13 protein-coding genes are annotated in these 15,401 nt (G+C 61.2%); 4 read left to right on the top strand and 9 right to left on the bottom strand.

The annotated features are described in order from the left end of the window. The first annotated feature begins 1 nt into the window (after position 1). The 4 genes from nuoL to LVD12_RS09160 all read left to right on the top strand — a co-directional run bounded on the left by nuoL (position 2) and on the right by LVD12_RS09160 (position 5,465). Positions 2-1,834: an NADH-quinone oxidoreductase subunit L gene (nuoL, locus tag LVD12_RS09175; RefSeq protein ID WP_237067398.1), complete on the top strand. Its 1,833-nt coding sequence runs from the start codon at positions 2-4 to the stop codon at positions 1,832-1,834. After that, positions 1,831-3,408, top strand: a complete 1,578-nt coding sequence (locus tag LVD12_RS09170; RefSeq protein WP_237067397.1) for a complex I subunit 4 family protein — start codon at positions 1,831-1,833, stop codon at positions 3,406-3,408. The genes nuoL and LVD12_RS09170 overlap by 4 nt, the downstream gene beginning before the upstream one ends. Further along, positions 3,405-4,928: an NADH-quinone oxidoreductase subunit N gene (locus LVD12_RS09165; RefSeq protein ID WP_237067396.1), complete on the top strand. Its 1,524-nt coding sequence runs from the start codon at positions 3,405-3,407 to the stop codon at positions 4,926-4,928. Before LVD12_RS09170 ends, LVD12_RS09165 begins: the two co-directional genes overlap by 4 nt. Before the next feature lie 78 nt (positions 4,929-5,006). After that, positions 5,007-5,465 (top strand): hypothetical protein, encoded by a 459-nt coding sequence (locus LVD12_RS09160; RefSeq protein ID WP_237067395.1) that lies wholly within the window; start codon positions 5,007-5,009, stop codon positions 5,463-5,465. 171 nt (positions 5,466-5,636) lie between these two features. Here the strand turns inward: LVD12_RS09160 and gltS are convergent, their stop codons facing one another. From gltS to der, 9 genes are all read right to left on the bottom strand, one after another. Next, complete coding sequence (gene gltS, locus LVD12_RS09155) at positions 5,637-6,839, bottom strand: sodium/glutamate symporter (RefSeq protein ID WP_237067394.1); 1,203 nt, start codon at positions 6,837-6,839, stop codon at positions 5,637-5,639. A gap of 153 nt (positions 6,840-6,992) precedes the next feature. Continuing rightward, positions 6,993-7,820, bottom strand: coding sequence for an MBL fold metallo-hydrolase (locus LVD12_RS09150; RefSeq protein WP_237067393.1), 828 nt, complete (start codon positions 7,818-7,820; stop codon positions 6,993-6,995). 172 nt (positions 7,821-7,992) lie between these two features. Next, entirely contained in the window at positions 7,993-8,496 is a 504-nt protein-coding gene (locus LVD12_RS09145; RefSeq protein WP_237067392.1) for a protein disulfide oxidoreductase, read from the bottom strand. A gap of 25 nt (positions 8,497-8,521) precedes the next feature. Then, the gene (locus tag LVD12_RS09140) at positions 8,522-9,136 is read right to left on the bottom strand and encodes a thioredoxin family protein (RefSeq protein WP_237067391.1); all 615 of its coding nucleotides are present in this window, start codon (positions 9,134-9,136) and stop codon (positions 8,522-8,524) included. Continuing rightward, positions 9,133-11,154: a protein-disulfide reductase DsbD family protein gene (locus tag LVD12_RS09135; protein ID WP_237067390.1), complete on the bottom strand. Its 2,022-nt coding sequence runs from the start codon at positions 11,152-11,154 to the stop codon at positions 9,133-9,135. The genes LVD12_RS09140 and LVD12_RS09135 overlap by 4 nt, the downstream gene beginning before the upstream one ends. Positions 11,155-11,278: 124 nt before the next feature. Next, positions 11,279-11,740, bottom strand: a complete 462-nt coding sequence (locus LVD12_RS09130; RefSeq protein WP_237067389.1) for a hypothetical protein — start codon at positions 11,738-11,740, stop codon at positions 11,279-11,281. A 34-nt stretch (positions 11,741-11,774) separates the two neighbouring features. Then, positions 11,775-12,467, bottom strand: coding sequence for a tRNA (N6-threonylcarbamoyladenosine(37)-N6)-methyltransferase TrmO (gene tsaA, locus LVD12_RS09125; protein ID WP_237067388.1), 693 nt, complete (start codon positions 12,465-12,467; stop codon positions 11,775-11,777). Between the two features lie 19 nt (positions 12,468-12,486). Beyond that, entirely contained in the window at positions 12,487-13,950 is a 1,464-nt protein-coding gene (locus LVD12_RS09120) for an NAD-dependent succinate-semialdehyde dehydrogenase (RefSeq protein WP_237067387.1), read from the bottom strand. Between the two features lie 50 nt (positions 13,951-14,000). Then, the gene (gene der, locus LVD12_RS09115; RefSeq protein ID WP_237067386.1) at positions 14,001-15,398 is read right to left on the bottom strand and encodes a ribosome biogenesis GTPase Der; all 1,398 of its coding nucleotides are present in this window, start codon (positions 15,396-15,398) and stop codon (positions 14,001-14,003) included. Positions 15,399-15,401: the final 3 nt, after the last annotated feature.

Raw genomic sequence — 15,401 nt, 5'->3', positions numbered from 1 at the left:
TATGCCGAGTCTGCTGGCACTGATACCACTGCTGCCACTCACCGGCTTCCTGCTGCTGGTAACCAGTGCACTGTTACGGCCGCGGCCAGTGTCAGAAACACCCGTCGCCGTGATTGCGGTCGGGGCGGTCGGCCTCTCGGCCGTCGCCAGTCTTGCACTTTTTCTCGGGCAATTTGTGCAAAACCCCGCCGCCGAACACACCTATACCGCGGGATCCTGGATGGCGGCAGGGTCTCTGCAACTGGGCTTTGACCTGTACGCCGACTGGCTGACCGTGGTCATGTTGCTGGTGATTTCCGGTGTCGGCTTTCTGATCCATCTCTACTCCACGGGCTACATGCGCGGCGACGGTGACTTCCGGCGCTATTTCGCCTACCTGAACCTGTTCGTGGCGGCCATGCTGTTGCTGGTGCTGGCGGACAATCTGGTGTTGCTCTACCTGGGCTGGGAGGGCGTGGGCCTGTGCAGCTATCTGCTGATCGGGTTCTGGTATCGCAACCGGGACAACGGTCAGGCGGCCATCAAGGCGTTTCTGGTCACCCGCATCGGGGACACCGCCCTCGCCATCGGACTGTTTCTGCTGTTCAGGGAGTACGGCACCCTGCAGATCCGCCCGCTGCTGGAGGCAGTCACCGCCAGCCCGCAGCAACCAGTCGTCACCATCGCCGCATTACTGTTGCTGGGCGGTGCAGTGGGCAAGTCGGCCCAACTGCCACTGCAGACCTGGCTCCCCGATGCCATGGCCGGCCCCACACCGGTCAGCGCCCTGATCCATGCGGCCACCATGGTCACCGCCGGCGTTTACCTGATTGCGCGCCTGCACCCGCTCTTTGCCCTCTCCAACCTGGCGATGGCCACCGTGGCGACCGTGGGCGCACTGACACTGCTACTGGCAGGCTGCAGTGCGCTGGTCCAGACCGATATCAAACGGGTACTGGCCTACTCCACCATCAGTCAGCTGGGCTACATGTTCCTAGCCCTCGGTGTCGGTGCCTGGTCTGCGGCCATCTTCCACCTGGTGACCCATGCCTTTTTCAAGGCGCTGCTGTTTCTGGCGGCAGGCTCCATCATCCTGAGTCTCCACCACGAGCAGGCACTGGAAAAGATGGGGGGCCTCTATCGCAGGCTGCCGTTCACCTTTGCCACCTTCGCCGTGGGTTGTGCCTGCCTGGCCGCCCTGCCGTCCACTTCCGGCTTCTTCAGCAAAGAAGCCATTCTCGCCGGTGCCTGGGGTACCGGTCAGGGCGCACACCTGTTCTGGTGGGCTGGCATCCTGGGCGCGGTGATTACCGGCGCCTATACGGCACGGCTGCTGCTGAAAGTTTTCTTCGGCAAGCCCGGGAGTGCCAGCACCCATTGCACCGATGCCAATCGCACGGCGATGCGACTGCCGCTGCTGGTGCTCGCGATCCTCGCACTGGCCGGTGGACTGCTCGCGCCACCATTGCAGGACGTTTTCAGCACCGGAGAAGCCCTGCATCCACCCACCTGGACGATCGTCCTTGCCAGTATTGCGCCGATCCTCGGCGCCCTGCTGGCATGGCAGCTTTTCCGTCGTCGAGCACCGCGGTTGTCGAACTCCGGGCTGGCATTTTTCTGGCGCCACGGCTGGGGCTTCGACACGCTCTACTCCTGGCTGCTGGTCCGCCCCTTTCGCTGGCTGGCACAGCTGAACCGCAATGACATCATCAACGCACTATGGGCGCTTGTCGCTACTGCCAGCCGCCACCTGCACGGCCTGCTCAGCCTGTCCCAGAGTGGACAGCTGCGCTGGTACCTGGCCACTGTTGCCGGCGGACTCACGCTTTTCCTGCTGATGGTGGTGCTGCTGTGATCCTTGCGCTGCTCATTGTCCTGCTCGCAGCTGGTGGCATGATCGCCGGCCTCTGTGAACGTGTGCGCAAAGGCAGCGCGCGCTGGCTCGCGTTGGCGATCCTGGTGGCGGCCTCGCTGCTGTTACTGGGGGAGGTGAGTGCTTTTCCCGCTTCCGACAGCGGCGCGGGATGGTGGTATGAACTTTCCCTGCCCTGGATTCCGCGTTTCGGTATTCACTTCCACCTGGCGATGGACGGACTCAGTTTCAGCCTGTTGCTGCTGACCCTGGCGATGGGGATTTTCGGTTTGCTGGTTACCTGGAACCAGGTGAGCGATCGACGCGGTTTTTTCTACGCGAACTATCTCTGGGTGCTGGCGGGCATCACCGGCGTCTTTACCGCGGTAGACCTGTTCCTGTTTTTCTTCTTCTGGGAAGTGATGCTGATACCCATGCTGCTGCTCATCGCCATCTGGGGCTATGAGGGGCGCACCGCAGCGGCGATCAAGTTTTTCATTTTCACCCAGGCCAGCAGCCTGCTGATGCTGGTGTCGATTATTGCCCTGGTGTTCATCCACTTCCGGACCACCGGCGAGGTGACCTTCGGCTACCAGGCCCTGCTCTCCACGCGGATAGACCCGGAAACCGCCTACTGGCTGATGCTCGGTTTCTTCCTTGCCTTTACGGTAAAACTGCCATCGATTCCGTTTCACCCCTGGCTGCCGGATGCGCATACCCAGGCGCCGACGGCCGGCAGCATCCTGCTCGCTGCGGTTCTGCTCAAAACCGGTGCCTATGGGCTGATGCGCTTTACCCTGCCGCTGTTCCCTGAGGCCTCGCAGGCTTTTGCGCCGGTGGCGATGACACTGGGGGCCATCAGCGTCGTTTACGGTGCGGTGCTGGCTTTTGCCCAGAGCGACATGAAACGCCTGGTGGCCTATTCCAGTATCAGCCATATGGGCTTCGTACTGCTGGGGGTCTATGCGTTCAACGCCATCGCCATGCAGGGGGCGGTGGTCCAGCTGTTTGCCCACGGGCTGAGCACCGCGGCACTGTTTGCCCTGGTGGGCGCCCTGCAGCACCGGCTGCACACCCGTGACATGAATCGCATGGGCGGACTCTGGGAACCACTGCCAAAGCTGTCGGCGTTCGTGCTGTTTTTTGCCGTTGCCTCTCTCGGCCTGCCGGGCCTCGGGAATTTCGTGGCGGAATTCCTCGTATTACTGGGCAGTTTCGGACGCAGCGCGCCGCAGGCCATCATCGCGGCGCTCGGCATGATCGGTGCTGCCCTCTATGCACTGGTCATGGTGCAGCGGTCGCTCTTCGGGCCGCCCTCGCCGAGGCAGGAAGGCAGCGCCCATGTCGGCAGCCCTGCTGCCGGGGGTGCCTCTGCGCCCCCGGTTGATCTCTCCGCACGAGAGTGGCTAGCGTTGCTGGCCCTGGCCCTGGCGCTGCTGTTCATCGGCCTGCGGCCGCAACCGTTGATGGACAGTGTCGCACCCGCGCTCGAGAAAGCGCTGGCTGACCTGCCGCCAGCAGAGGCGGCCGTCTCAGCCCGGCAAAGCCCAGGCCTCGGAGGAGGAGGAAAGCCATGACCATCATGGAACTCCATGCCATCCTGCCGCTGCTGACTCTGACCGGCGGCATTGTGTGCCTGATGCTGCAGGTCGCGTTTTTCCGCAGCCACGGGGCGGCCCTTGGCACCACCCTCGTCGTGCTATTGCTGGCAATCTGCGCCTCCCTGCTGGTCGCCGCTGGACTCGGCAACGGTATTCCCTCGGTACAGGCCACCGCGCTGTTGCTGGTGGATCGGCAGGCACTGTTGCTCTGCACGTTGCTGCTACTGGCAGGCGTCGCCGTTGCCATCCTCGGTCGCAGCTACCTGCGCAGTCGGGCAATCATCCCCTCGGCAACGGATCATCCCGAGGCGTTTTATATCCTGTTGCTGCTGTGTCTGCTGGGCGCCTGCACGCTCGCCTGTGCCAGTCACTTCGCCAGTTTCTTTCTGGCTCTGGAGCTGGTCGGGCTGTCGCTCTACCCATTGCTGGGCTTCCCCCTGACCGGCAATGGGTTCGCTGCGCAGGAGCGGGAACCGGCGATGGAATCGGCCATCAAGTACCTGCTGCTCTCGGCGCTCACCAGCGCTCTGGGGCTGTTCGGCATTGCACTGGTATACGGCGCCACCGGCGCACTGGAATTCGCCGCTGTGGCCGCCGCCATCGAGGGACCGGCAGCTGCCTCCGGACTGATGCAGGCGGGTGTCACGCTGGTCCTCGCAGCCATGGCCTTCAAGCTCTCCCTGGTGCCGTTCCATATCTGGACCCCGGACGTGTACCAGGGCGCCCCAACGCCTGTTACGGCGCTGATCGCCACCGTCAGTAAAGCCGCCGCCGTGGCGATACTGTTGCGGCTGCTGACACTGTCGGGGCTGGGTGAAGAGACGATCACCACCTCACTGCTCACGGTACTGGCGGTGGCAAGTATCCTCGGCGGCAACCTGCTGGCCCTGATGCAGGATGATGTGAAACGCCTGCTGGCCTATTCATCGATTGCCCACATCGGCTACCTGGCAGTGGCATTGCTGATCGACGGGGCTTTCGGTGGCGAGGCCGCCCTCTACTATCTGATTGCCTATATCGTCACCACACTGGGCGCCTTTGCCACCGTCAGTCTGGTGGCGGATGAGGCTGTCACCGATGTGGATCGCCACAACGCAGCGGGCATGGATCCCTGCGCGGGCACATACTTTGCCGGTTTGTTCTGGCGCGCGCCGCTGCTGGGAGGCTGCTTTGCCGCCATGCTTTTGTCGCTGGCGGGCATCCCCCTGACCATCGGTTTTATCGGCAAGTTCTATATTTTTGCCGCCGGCATCGAGGGGGAACTGTGGCTGGTGATCAGTGCGGTCATTGTTGGCAGTGCCCTGGGCCTCTTCTATTACCTGCGCCTGCTACTCGCGCTCTTCCGGCGGGATCACCAGCGTGCAGCCGCGAATGGCACGGCACGACAGGTTTCCCTGGACGGACAATTACTGTTGCTCGTGCTGTCCGTGACCCTTCTCGCACTCGGTGTCTTCCCCCAGCCCTTGATCAATTGGCTACATGCACTATATACATAGCGAGGGTATGATGATTTTCAGGACAGAAAACACCCGCTTTCGCGCCGCAAAGAACCACAACTATTCAAAGGCCCGCCGATGAAGACGTTTAAACAGGCGTATGAAGTTCTCAAGGACGCCGAGAAGTTCCACCGTGATATCGCTGACTTTTACCGCCACTTGATGGAAAAGTCGGACGATAGCCGCACCCAGCTCCTGCTCAAGCACATGATCGAGCACGAAGAGCGCATGGCAAAAAACCTGGCTAATTACGGCGAGGTCGCCCAGCACAAGGTCATGAAGACCTGGCTGCAATACACCCACGAGGAGTCCGTGAAGGACTTCATCCACGGCCTCGAGCTGAGTGATCCGCCCACCATCAAGGAGATCAACACCATGCAGAGGGCGGTGGATCGCTACTTCTCCGACCTCTACGAGGCCGTTTACGGTGCCATCGAGTCTGCCGAGGTCAAAGAGGTATTCGAGGATCTCAAGCAGATTCAGGACAAGGAACGGATCACCCTGTCTATGGCGACCAATTCTCTCTGGGATATGTAAGCGGGATACCGCCTCCCGCACTGCCCTGTGTCACTTTTGCCACGTCGCCGCTCCGGCGAGTGGCGCTCTTTTTCACAAGCAGAGTCCTGTTTGTGACATGTGTAATTTATTGGGCTTTTTGTGCCTTGTTTGCTGCATCGATGGCTGGTGCAGGGAGCTTGCCCGCAGGGACTACGAAACAAAATTGAGCATGACATTCACCACCAGCGCATTGGCAATATCGATAAAAAAAGCACCGACCAGGGGAACGACCAGAAATGCCTGGGGCGAGGGTCCATGGCGTTCGGTAACCGCCGTCATGTTGGCCAGTGCAGTGGGTGTTGCACCCAGGCCCAGGCCGGCAAAGCCCGCGGCCATCACTGCCGCATCGTAATCCCGCCCCATCACCCGAAAGACGAAAAATACGACGTAGAGGGTGATTGCGATCACCTGTCCTGCCAATAGCAGAACGATCGGTCCGGCGAGCCCCAGCAGTGTCCAGAGCTGCAGGCTCATCAGCGACATCGCCAGGAAGAGGCCCAGGCTCAGGTCTGAGATCAGCGCCAGTATGGCAGTACCGGTGGGCCATGACAGCTGCTTGAACATCAGCGGAATCGTGTTCGTCATCAGGATGCCGGCGAACAGGCAGCTGACAAAGAGCGGCATGTTGATCCCGAGATGCTTCAGCAGCATATCCAGGTGCAACCCGATCCCGATCGCGATGCTGATCATCAGGATTGCGTTTAGCACCGAGTCCACGCTGATAGTCTCGGCTTTCTTGTCCTGCGGGATCCCTACCGTGATGTGCTCATGGCTGCCGGACTTGAGCTGATAACGGGTCACGAGGAAATTCGCAATCGGTCCACCGACGATACCGCCAAGAATCAACCCGAATGTCGCACAGGCGAGTCCGATTTCCATGGCGTCGGTAATGCCATAGGACTCCTCCAGCATCGCAGCCCAGGCGATTGCCGTGCCATGCCCACCGCTGAGCGAAATACTGCCACCAAGGACGCCCACCACAGGGTCCAACCCGGCCAGGGAAACCACACCCACGCCAATCAGGTTCTGCAGGAAAAGCAGCCCGACGGCGAGCAGAAGCAGCATCAATAACGCCCGCCCCCCTGCCAGCAGGCTGCTGATACGGGAAGAAAGACCGATGCAGGTAAAGAAAACCACCAGGAAGATGTCCCGTTCCCTAAGGTCGAAAACGAAGACGCGGTCAGTGATGAGATACACCAGGAAAAAGAAGAGGGAAGCCAGTACACCGCCAGTGACTGGCTCCGGTATGTTGTAGTGGCGCAGTACGCCCGCCCTGGCGGTCAGGTATTTGCCTAGGAACAGGACCAGGATGGCGATGATGAGAGTCTGCCGCGGGTCCAGAGCATATTCCACAGGGTCCTCCCGGCCTCAGCGCATTGTTTCAGTGACAACAAAGATAGGCCAGGAACCGGTGATAGTGCAGGGGGACGTATCGCGGAAGAACAGAGGATCCCCTTTCGCCATCCGGCCAACATGAGACCAACGGTCCCGGTGTATCCGGCTGTTTCAGCTTTCAGGGGCTCCCGGATCAGCGAGGTCCACTTCCAGGCAGGAAGCAATCAGGTTGCGCTTGCTGAAGTTGTAGCGGCTCACAATCCCGACCAGATCCTCTTTGCCGAGCAGTCGACGGGTGATCGCATTGAGTTGAAAACCCTGTCGCTGGAGATCCTGTGCCTCTCCCGCGAGACTGACAAGGTAGTCATACTTTTCCTGCAGGCGCTCCCTGCCCCGCTCAACCACGCCCCGGTGGGGGCACAGGATGGTATCGAAATCCCGGGCCAGTACTGCGCGCATGCTCTTGAGCAGCGTCGCAACATCTTCATCGCTCCGCAGCATCTTGAGGTAGTTGGCGATATACAGGTCTGCACTGAAGAGCCAGCCCCGCTCCGGCAGCAGATAGCAGTGCATATCCTTCGCATGTCCGGGGGTAAAGATGGCTTCCGCCCGCTCATCTCCAATGATCAGCTGGTCCGGCAACGGGCGCGCCTCGGCCCTCCCGGCAGCACCCCAGAACAGTCTTTGCAGGGACGGGATACGGAATCCGCGCCTGAGGATGTCGGCGGTCAGTGCCGGAGCCTGGGGCTGTATACCTGTCAGCCGGTGAATCGCACCGGCGTTGCCGCTGTGATCCTCGTGATGGTGTGTCAGCAGCAACTGCTCCAGCGGCCGCGATTCGATAAAGGATCTCACATGGCGCCACTGATTGCTCGGTCCCGTATCGATCACGGTGCCGCCCAGCCGGTAGACGATAAAGGTGGTATTCACACCCAGATTGAATCGGCCGACCCGAATCCCGTCGAGATCGTGATGGCGATAGGTGGAGAGAACAGACATGGGGCTCCGATTGCGTTCATGCCTCGCGTGGCCAATGCGGTGACCCGGGACACAGGAAACAGATAATCGAACCCATTGTCATTCAGGGCAACCCGACGCTGAATAGCCAGACGGCTGTTTCCGGTTGACCAAACCTTTCCCGTTGTGAGTGGTGGGGCGAGGGGGCGGAGCTTCAGTTCGTCAATGCCAGGCGCAGCTGCAGGCCCCACTTGGATGTGGTGCCGGAGGTGACCCACGCCACCTCGCCAGCACTGTTCAGGATCACCAGGGTCGGTGTGACCCGCACGCCCCAGGTTCCGCTCAGGGCACCACTGGGATCGTTCAGTGTGGGAAGGGACCAGCCCTTGTCGGTAAGGTAATCGGCCACCTCCGTATCGCTGCCGGATTGCAGGGCAACGGTCAGCACCTGGTGATCAGCGGCGAGTTCATCCACCATCGGCGACACGATGCGGCAGTAGCCGCACCAGGTGGCCCAGAAATACAGCAGTACCGGGCCGCGGTCTGTCAGCGTGACGAGATCGACGGCGTCACCGCCGAGGGTCTTCCCCATCAGCGGCGGCAGTCGGCCGCGGGGGATATCCCGCTGCTGGTAGAGCCCCACGGCGGTGACCAGCACCGTGAGCAACACCAGGAATACGGCACCCTGGCGCAGGGTGGCCAGCCATTTGCGGGACATCAGTACAGCCTCCCCGAATCGCCGATCAGTACTTCACCGAACAACCATAGGCGCGCGAAGAGGCAACCTGGATAGCCTCGCCAGTCATGGAAGCATCCAGCGCAGCGGCCACATAGTTATTGGACTTGGGGATCACCGCCGGGTTGGCGGAGTCGTTGTCATCGATGGCGCCGGCGTAGACCACCTGGCCTTCCGGGTTGATGATGAACATATGCGGTGTGGTCTTGGCACCGAAGGCGCGACCCATGTTGCCATCGGTATCCAACAGGAAAGGCGCGCTGGCCTTGAGGTTGTGACTTTTGGCCACCTCCAGTGCCTGCGCGGGATCCAGGTGCCCCTGCTTGCCCTTGGCGGAAGAGATCACGGTCAGCCACTGGATTCCCTCGCCGGTATACTTTTCCTGCAACGCCTGCATGTTGCCGCTGCCATAGTGCTTTTTCACGTAGGGGCAGTCCTTGTTGAACCACTCGATCACCAGCCACTTGCCGGCATAATTCTCCAGGGTATGGGTTTTGCCGGCGGCATCCACTTCGCTGAAAGCCGGGGCCTGTTCACCGGGCACTGCCGCTGCCATGGCCAGGGCGGGTACAGCGAGCAACAGCGAAAATATCCAGCGGCTCAGGTTATGTGAGTTTTTCATGGTGTGTCGTCCTCTTTTGATTGACGCAGTGAATCCTCGAACAGTCCGGTAATCATGCTTTCCTGCAGTATCTGTGGCAGCAGTCGCGGACGGCTGGCACCGGGCGCATACCAGGCGTACACCGGTACGGAATTACGGCCCAGTGCTGCCAGCGCGCGGGTGATTTCCGGGTTGTGGTCGGTCCAGTCGGCCCGTACCAGATAGACATCGTTGCGCTCAAAAACCTGCTGGATCTCGGGCAGGTCGAGCACCAGTTTTTTATTCACCTGACAGGTGATGCACCAGGCGGCAGTGTAGTCGATAAAGACACCGCGCCCCTGTTGTCGGGCATCTTCAATGGCAGCGGGATCAAACGGTTGCCAGGCACCGGACTCGGCCAGTGGAGACTTGCCCTCCCGGAATTGCAGGGCGGAAAAAGCCACTACCAGTGCAGTGATGGAAACCAGGTAGCCGACAATGCGGCCGCCCCGCCTGATGGTCCGCCCCAGCCAGATGGCAAACACCAGTGCCACCAGCAGCAGCGTACCGATCAGCCAGCCGTCCTCTCCCAGCAAGCGACCCAGTACCCACAGCAGCCAGATAACGGTCAGGTAGAGCGGGAAGGCCAGGAACTGGCGCAGCTTGTCCATCCACGGGCCGGGCTGGGGCAAACGTCGCAACAGGGGCGGGCTGGCACAGAGCAACACAAACGGCGCCGCCAGGCCAGCACCCAGGGCCAGGAAAATGGCCATGGCAGAGACTGCCGGCAGTACCGCTGCCGCGCCCAGGGCCGCCCCCATAAACGGGCCGGTGCAGGGCGCCGCCACGAACACCGCCAGTACACCGGTGGCGAAACTGCCGCCGCGACTGCTGCCGGCCAGGTTCATCAGTTTATGGCCGAATTCGAACAGGCCGCTGAAAGACAGCGCCATTAGCCAGAACAGCGCGATCAGTGCCAGCACCACCGGCGCTGACTGCAACTGGAATCCCCAGCCCACTGCCGCGCCGCCAGCGCGCAGCGCCAGTAACAGCGCCCCGAGGGCGGCAAAGGTCGCGAGCACCCCGGCCCCATACAACAACGCCTCGCGCATCCGGTGACCGGCACCACTGTTGATCAGCCCGAACACTTTGATCGACAGTACCGGGAACACACAGGGCATCAGGTTCAGGATCACACCGCCGGCAAAAGCCGCCAGCACCAGCAGCCACAGGGATTGCCCCGTCGACCCCTCCGCCAGGCCGAACGGAACCTGCTCGAGGGACCAAGCCTGTGTGCCATCACTGACGACAAAACCGGCACTTTGCGCCGGCGCTGCACCGGGCACGCGCTGAAAACGAAAAACGAGGCTGCCATCCTGGCGTTGAACTTCTGGTTCGGCGGCGGTCAGCAGCGCGCCGTCCAAAGGAAATACGTCCGGCGTTTCGGCGCTGCCCTGCAGGGTGAGGACAACCTCTTCGCCCTCCTCCGCCAGACCGCTTGCCTGCCACGGGCTGTCTGCCTGCGGTTTTGGTACCCGGGCCAGGAAGCGGGCCACCAGGTCCCGGTCGCCGGCGTCCCAGGCGCTTCTCTCCATCACCGGCCGCTCCAGCCGCAGGGTGCCGAAGCCGGGAATGCAATCGATTTTACAGACCAGCCACTCCAGGTTGGCTTCCATCACCACCTGGCCGGCATCCTGCTGCGGTGTCACTGGCATCAGGTAAGCGACATTGCCCTCGTAACCGAGGATGGTGAGGTGTTCGATGGGCAGGCGTTTGGGAAAGGGCCAGAGGATATCGCCGATTTCAGCGCCTTCAGCGGTGAGGTCAAAGCGCGGCGCCGCGCCGGAGTCACCCGCGTTACGCCAGTAGACATGCCACTCCGGGTCCACCTCGAAATAGAAGCCGATGGTCGCGGGTTCTCCGGCGGCAAAGGCCTCCGGTGCCAACCAGCGCACCTGCACGTGATCGCCGCTGGCAGACTCCTGGGCAGCGACGTGTGCTGTTGCCCAAAGCAACAAGAGAGTCAAAACCGCTTTGACAATATTCTTGCGAAATAACACTAAGAACTTTCTCCCTCCAGGCAGGCTCCTGACCGGCAGACTTATCGTTTTTCTTACGCCCTCGATACCTGACTGGATCGCCTTCAGATCGGACAGACGATCCGGAAAAAAATCCAGCGCTGGCCTAGGCCCACGTGCATCGCGTCGGATGGTTGGTGGTGACGAGATGCCAGAAACTGATTTTCCAGTCACCATCTGTCTTTATTGCCGCAAAAATATTACAGATGGCTTTTACATGGGGCTCATGCGACCGTTCCCGCTCAAAAACCACCATCAATGTCGCCGTGCCATCAGCCGCAATGTTCTGACTTTCCACTCTGACCTTCCCGAAGGGATATTGGTCCAGGCGCAGCGTCTCACGTAACAGCTCAACCATCTTCGGCGCGAAATCCGGCGCCGGGGAGATACCGGGTTGCTCCCCGAGAAAGAAAACAGGGGCACCCACAAAGTACTGATCGAAAGCAACAGCCTCTTTATCCCCCTTCAGATCGATGGCAAATGCGACAATAAACTGCGACAAGCCCTCCTTATCTGATGAGAGAGCCATGGGTGCAAAAGCCAACCACAACAGTGCCAGATATCGCATTGCCAAATTCCCCTATCGCAGAGATTGCGCCACATCAGCACGGGTCAAGTGAGACCACTTTCAGCTGTGCTGGAGAAAGGTAGCGCCAGCGCAAGTCGAAGCCACAGAGCTTCATACCATAAATCCTGTCCGCGTCCGGATTCTGGTACGCGGGCTTGGGATCCTGTGCCAGCACCTGTGTGATCAGGCGGGGCAGGTCGGTGCCCCAATCGTCTTTGTAGGCAGACGCTGCTTTCAGTACCGCCTCCGGGATATCCACTGCAACCGGCTCGGGGGCTGCATCGGCGAAAGCGTTGCGGGCATCCGGCAGCGCGTCCGCATAAGGCACGTAGGGTTTGATATCCAGCACCGGTGTACCGTCCACCAGGTCCGCACCGCCGACGATCAGCTCTACCCTGGGCGAAGTGCGCACTTCCAGCAGGCGCACTACGGACAGGCCGATATTGTTGGGGCGGAAGGGGGAGCGGGTGGCGAGCACGCCGAGTTTTTTGTTGCCGCCGAGGCGCGGCGGGCGCACCTTGGCGGACCACTGGCCGGCGGCCTGGTGAAACTGGAAAATCACCCAGATATGGGTGTTCTCCTCCAGCCCGGCCACCGCATCCGCCACATCCAGTGGCGGCAGCAGCTCGATGGATGCACGGCTCGCATCGGCGAGCAGTGGCTGGCGCGGCACACCGAACTTCTCGCCGAAGCAGGAGTGCACGCGCGCGATAGGCTCGATATTCATCGAGGCTGGCGATGTCCGTTTATTTGTCGATACCGCCGAGGCAGAGGTACTTGATCTCGATGTAGTCGTCGATGCCGTACTTGGAGCCCTCGCGGCCGATGCCGGACTCCTTTACCCCGCCGAACGGCGCCATCTCGTTGGAGATGATGCCTTCGTTAACACCGACCATGCCATATTCCAGCCCCTCGCTGACACGCCAGATACGGCCGATATCGCGGGAATAGAAGTAGGAAGCGAGACCGTATTCGGTGTCGTTGGCCATCCTGATCACTTCTTCTTCGGTCGAGAACTTGTATAGGGGCGCCACCGGGCCGAAGATTTCCTCACTGAAGATCTGCATGTCGTCGGTGACATCCGTCAGGATGGTGGGCGCATAAAAACAGGCACCCATTTCACTTGGGCCGCCCTCAACCGGGGCCTTGGCGCCCTTGGAGACCGCATCCTCGACCAGGGCCTGCACGTCCTTGACCGCCTTGGTGTTGATCATCGGGCCGACCTCGACACCTTCCTCGGCGCCGTTGCCCATTTTCAATTCCTGCACGGCTTGGGCGAATTTTTTCGCGAAGGCATCGTAGACACCTTCCTGCACAAAGATGCGGTTGGCGCACACACAGGTCTGACCGGCATTGCGATATTTACAGACAATCGCGCCCTTCACCGCCTCATCCAGGTCGGCGTCATCGAAGACAATGAACGGCGCATTGCCGCCCAGTTCCATGGACGTCTTCTTGATGGTTTCTGCGCACTGGGCCTGCAACTGCTTGCCCACGACGGTGGAACCGGTGAAGGTAAATTTGCGCACCAGCGGGTTGGTGGTCATCTCCGCGCCGATTTCGCGGGAGCTCTTGCCCACCACCACGTTGAAGACCCCGGCCGGAATGCCGGCCTCCTCCGCCAGCACCGCCAGTGCCAGTGCGGACAGTGGTGTTTCAGAAGCGGGCTTGCTCACGAACGGGCAACCGGCGGCCAGGGCCGGGGCCATCTTGCGTGCAATCATGGCGCTGGGGAAATTCCACGGCGTCACCGAACAGGTCACGCCAACGGACTGCTTGATGACCACGATGCGCTTGTCCTTCGACGGCGGCGCGATGACGTCGCCATAGACACGCTTGGCTTCCTCGGAGAACCACTCCACGTAATTGGCCCCGTAGACCACTTCAGTCTTCGCTTCGGACAGCGGCTTGCCCTGCTCGGCGGTCAGAATCTTCGCCAGGTCGTCGGCGTTTTCGATGATCAGGTCGTACCAGCGGCGCAGGATCTTGGCCCGCTCCTTGACCGTGGCATCGCGCCAGGCCGGCCAGGCGCGATTGGCGGCCTCGATGGCACGGCGGGTTTCCGCTGCGCCGAGGCTGGCAATACTGGCGACCACTTCGCCGGTGGCAGGATTGGTGACGTCGAGGGTAGCGCCGGAATCGGCATCGATCCACTGGCCATCCACGTAGGACTGGGTGCGCAGCAGCGAGGGGTTCTTCAGGTCCAGCATTGCGTTCTCCTTTTGCCTGCTGGTTGGCCCCGGCGACGGGGCGGCAACCGTTATTTTTTCTTTTTCACGAACTTCATCAACCGGCGCTTCTTGGCCTTCTGCCGGTCGGTGAGCTTGTTCTTGCGGCCAGCGTAGGGGTTCTCACCGGTGCGGAACTCGATCTTCACCGGCGTGCCGTGCAGTTCCAGCGCCTTGCGGAACGTCTTTTCCAGGTAGCGCACATAGTGCGACGGCACCTTGTCGGTCTGGTTACCGTGAATCACGATCACCGGCGGATTCTGGCCACCCGCGTGGGCATAGCGTAACTTGATGCGGTGCCCGTGTACCAGCGGCGGTTGGTGCTCACTTACCGCCCACTGCAAGATGCGAGTCAGGTGGTTGGTGGAGAGCTTGTCCGTGGCAGACTGGTAGGCAGCCTCGATGGATTCGTACAGGTGGCCGACACCGGTGCCGTGCAGGGCAGAAATAAAGTGGATATCGGCAAAGTCCACGAAGCGCAGGCGGCGCTCCAGCTCGGTCTTGACGAAATCCCGGTGATCGGGATCGAGGCCATCCCATTTGTTCAGGGCCACCACCAGGGCGCGGCCCGCCTGGATCACACTGCCCATCAGGTGCATATCCTGATCGACGAGCCCTTCTTTGGCATCGATCACCAATACCACCACATTGGCGTCCTCGACCGCCTGCAGCGTCTTGACGATGGAGAACTTCTCCACCGATTCCTTGATGTTCTTGCGCCGCCGGATACCGGCGGTATCGATCAGCGTGTAGGGCTTGTCGTCACGTTCGTAATTGATATAGACACTGTCCCGGGTCGTACCGGGCTGGTCGTACACCACCACCCGTTCTTCACCCAGCAGGCGGTTGACCAGCGTCGACTTGCCCACATTGGGACGGCCGACAATGGCAATCTTGATGCCGGTGGCTTCGTCCTGCTCTTCCTCTTCCGTCGCCTGCTCCGGCAGGCCACTGGCAACACGCTCCATCAGCGCGCGCACACCGCGGCCGTGGGTGGCGGTGGTGGGGAACAGCTCGCCAATGCCCAGCTCGTAGAAAGGTGCCAGGGCGATATCCGGATTGACGCCATCGACTTTGTTGGCCACCAGCAGGGTCGGCTTGGAGCGGCTGCGCAGCTGGTCGGCAATCATCTCGTCCGCCGGGGTCAGGCCATCGCGGCAGTCCACCAGGAAAAGCACGAAGTCTGCCTCTTCAATGGCCTGCATGGACTGCTGCGCCATGGCCGCATCGATGCCTTCCTCACCGCCGGTAATGCCGCCGGTGTCCACCAGGATCATTTTCTTGCCATCGATCTCCGCCTCACCGTACTTGCGGTCGCGGGTCAGGCCGGCGTAGTTGGCCACCAGGGCATCGCGACTCTTGGTGAGCCGGTTGAACAGGGTGGATTTACCCACGTTGGGGCGCCCGACCAGGGCAATTACTGGCAGCATAAC

This window comes from Microbulbifer guangxiensis (assembly GCF_021729075.1).
Taxonomy (GTDB): Bacteria; Pseudomonadota; Gammaproteobacteria; order Pseudomonadales; family Cellvibrionaceae; genus Microbulbifer; species Microbulbifer guangxiensis.
The sequence above is the reverse complement of the archived record's forward strand: the minus strand, read 5'-3'. Positions and strand labels throughout refer to the sequence as shown.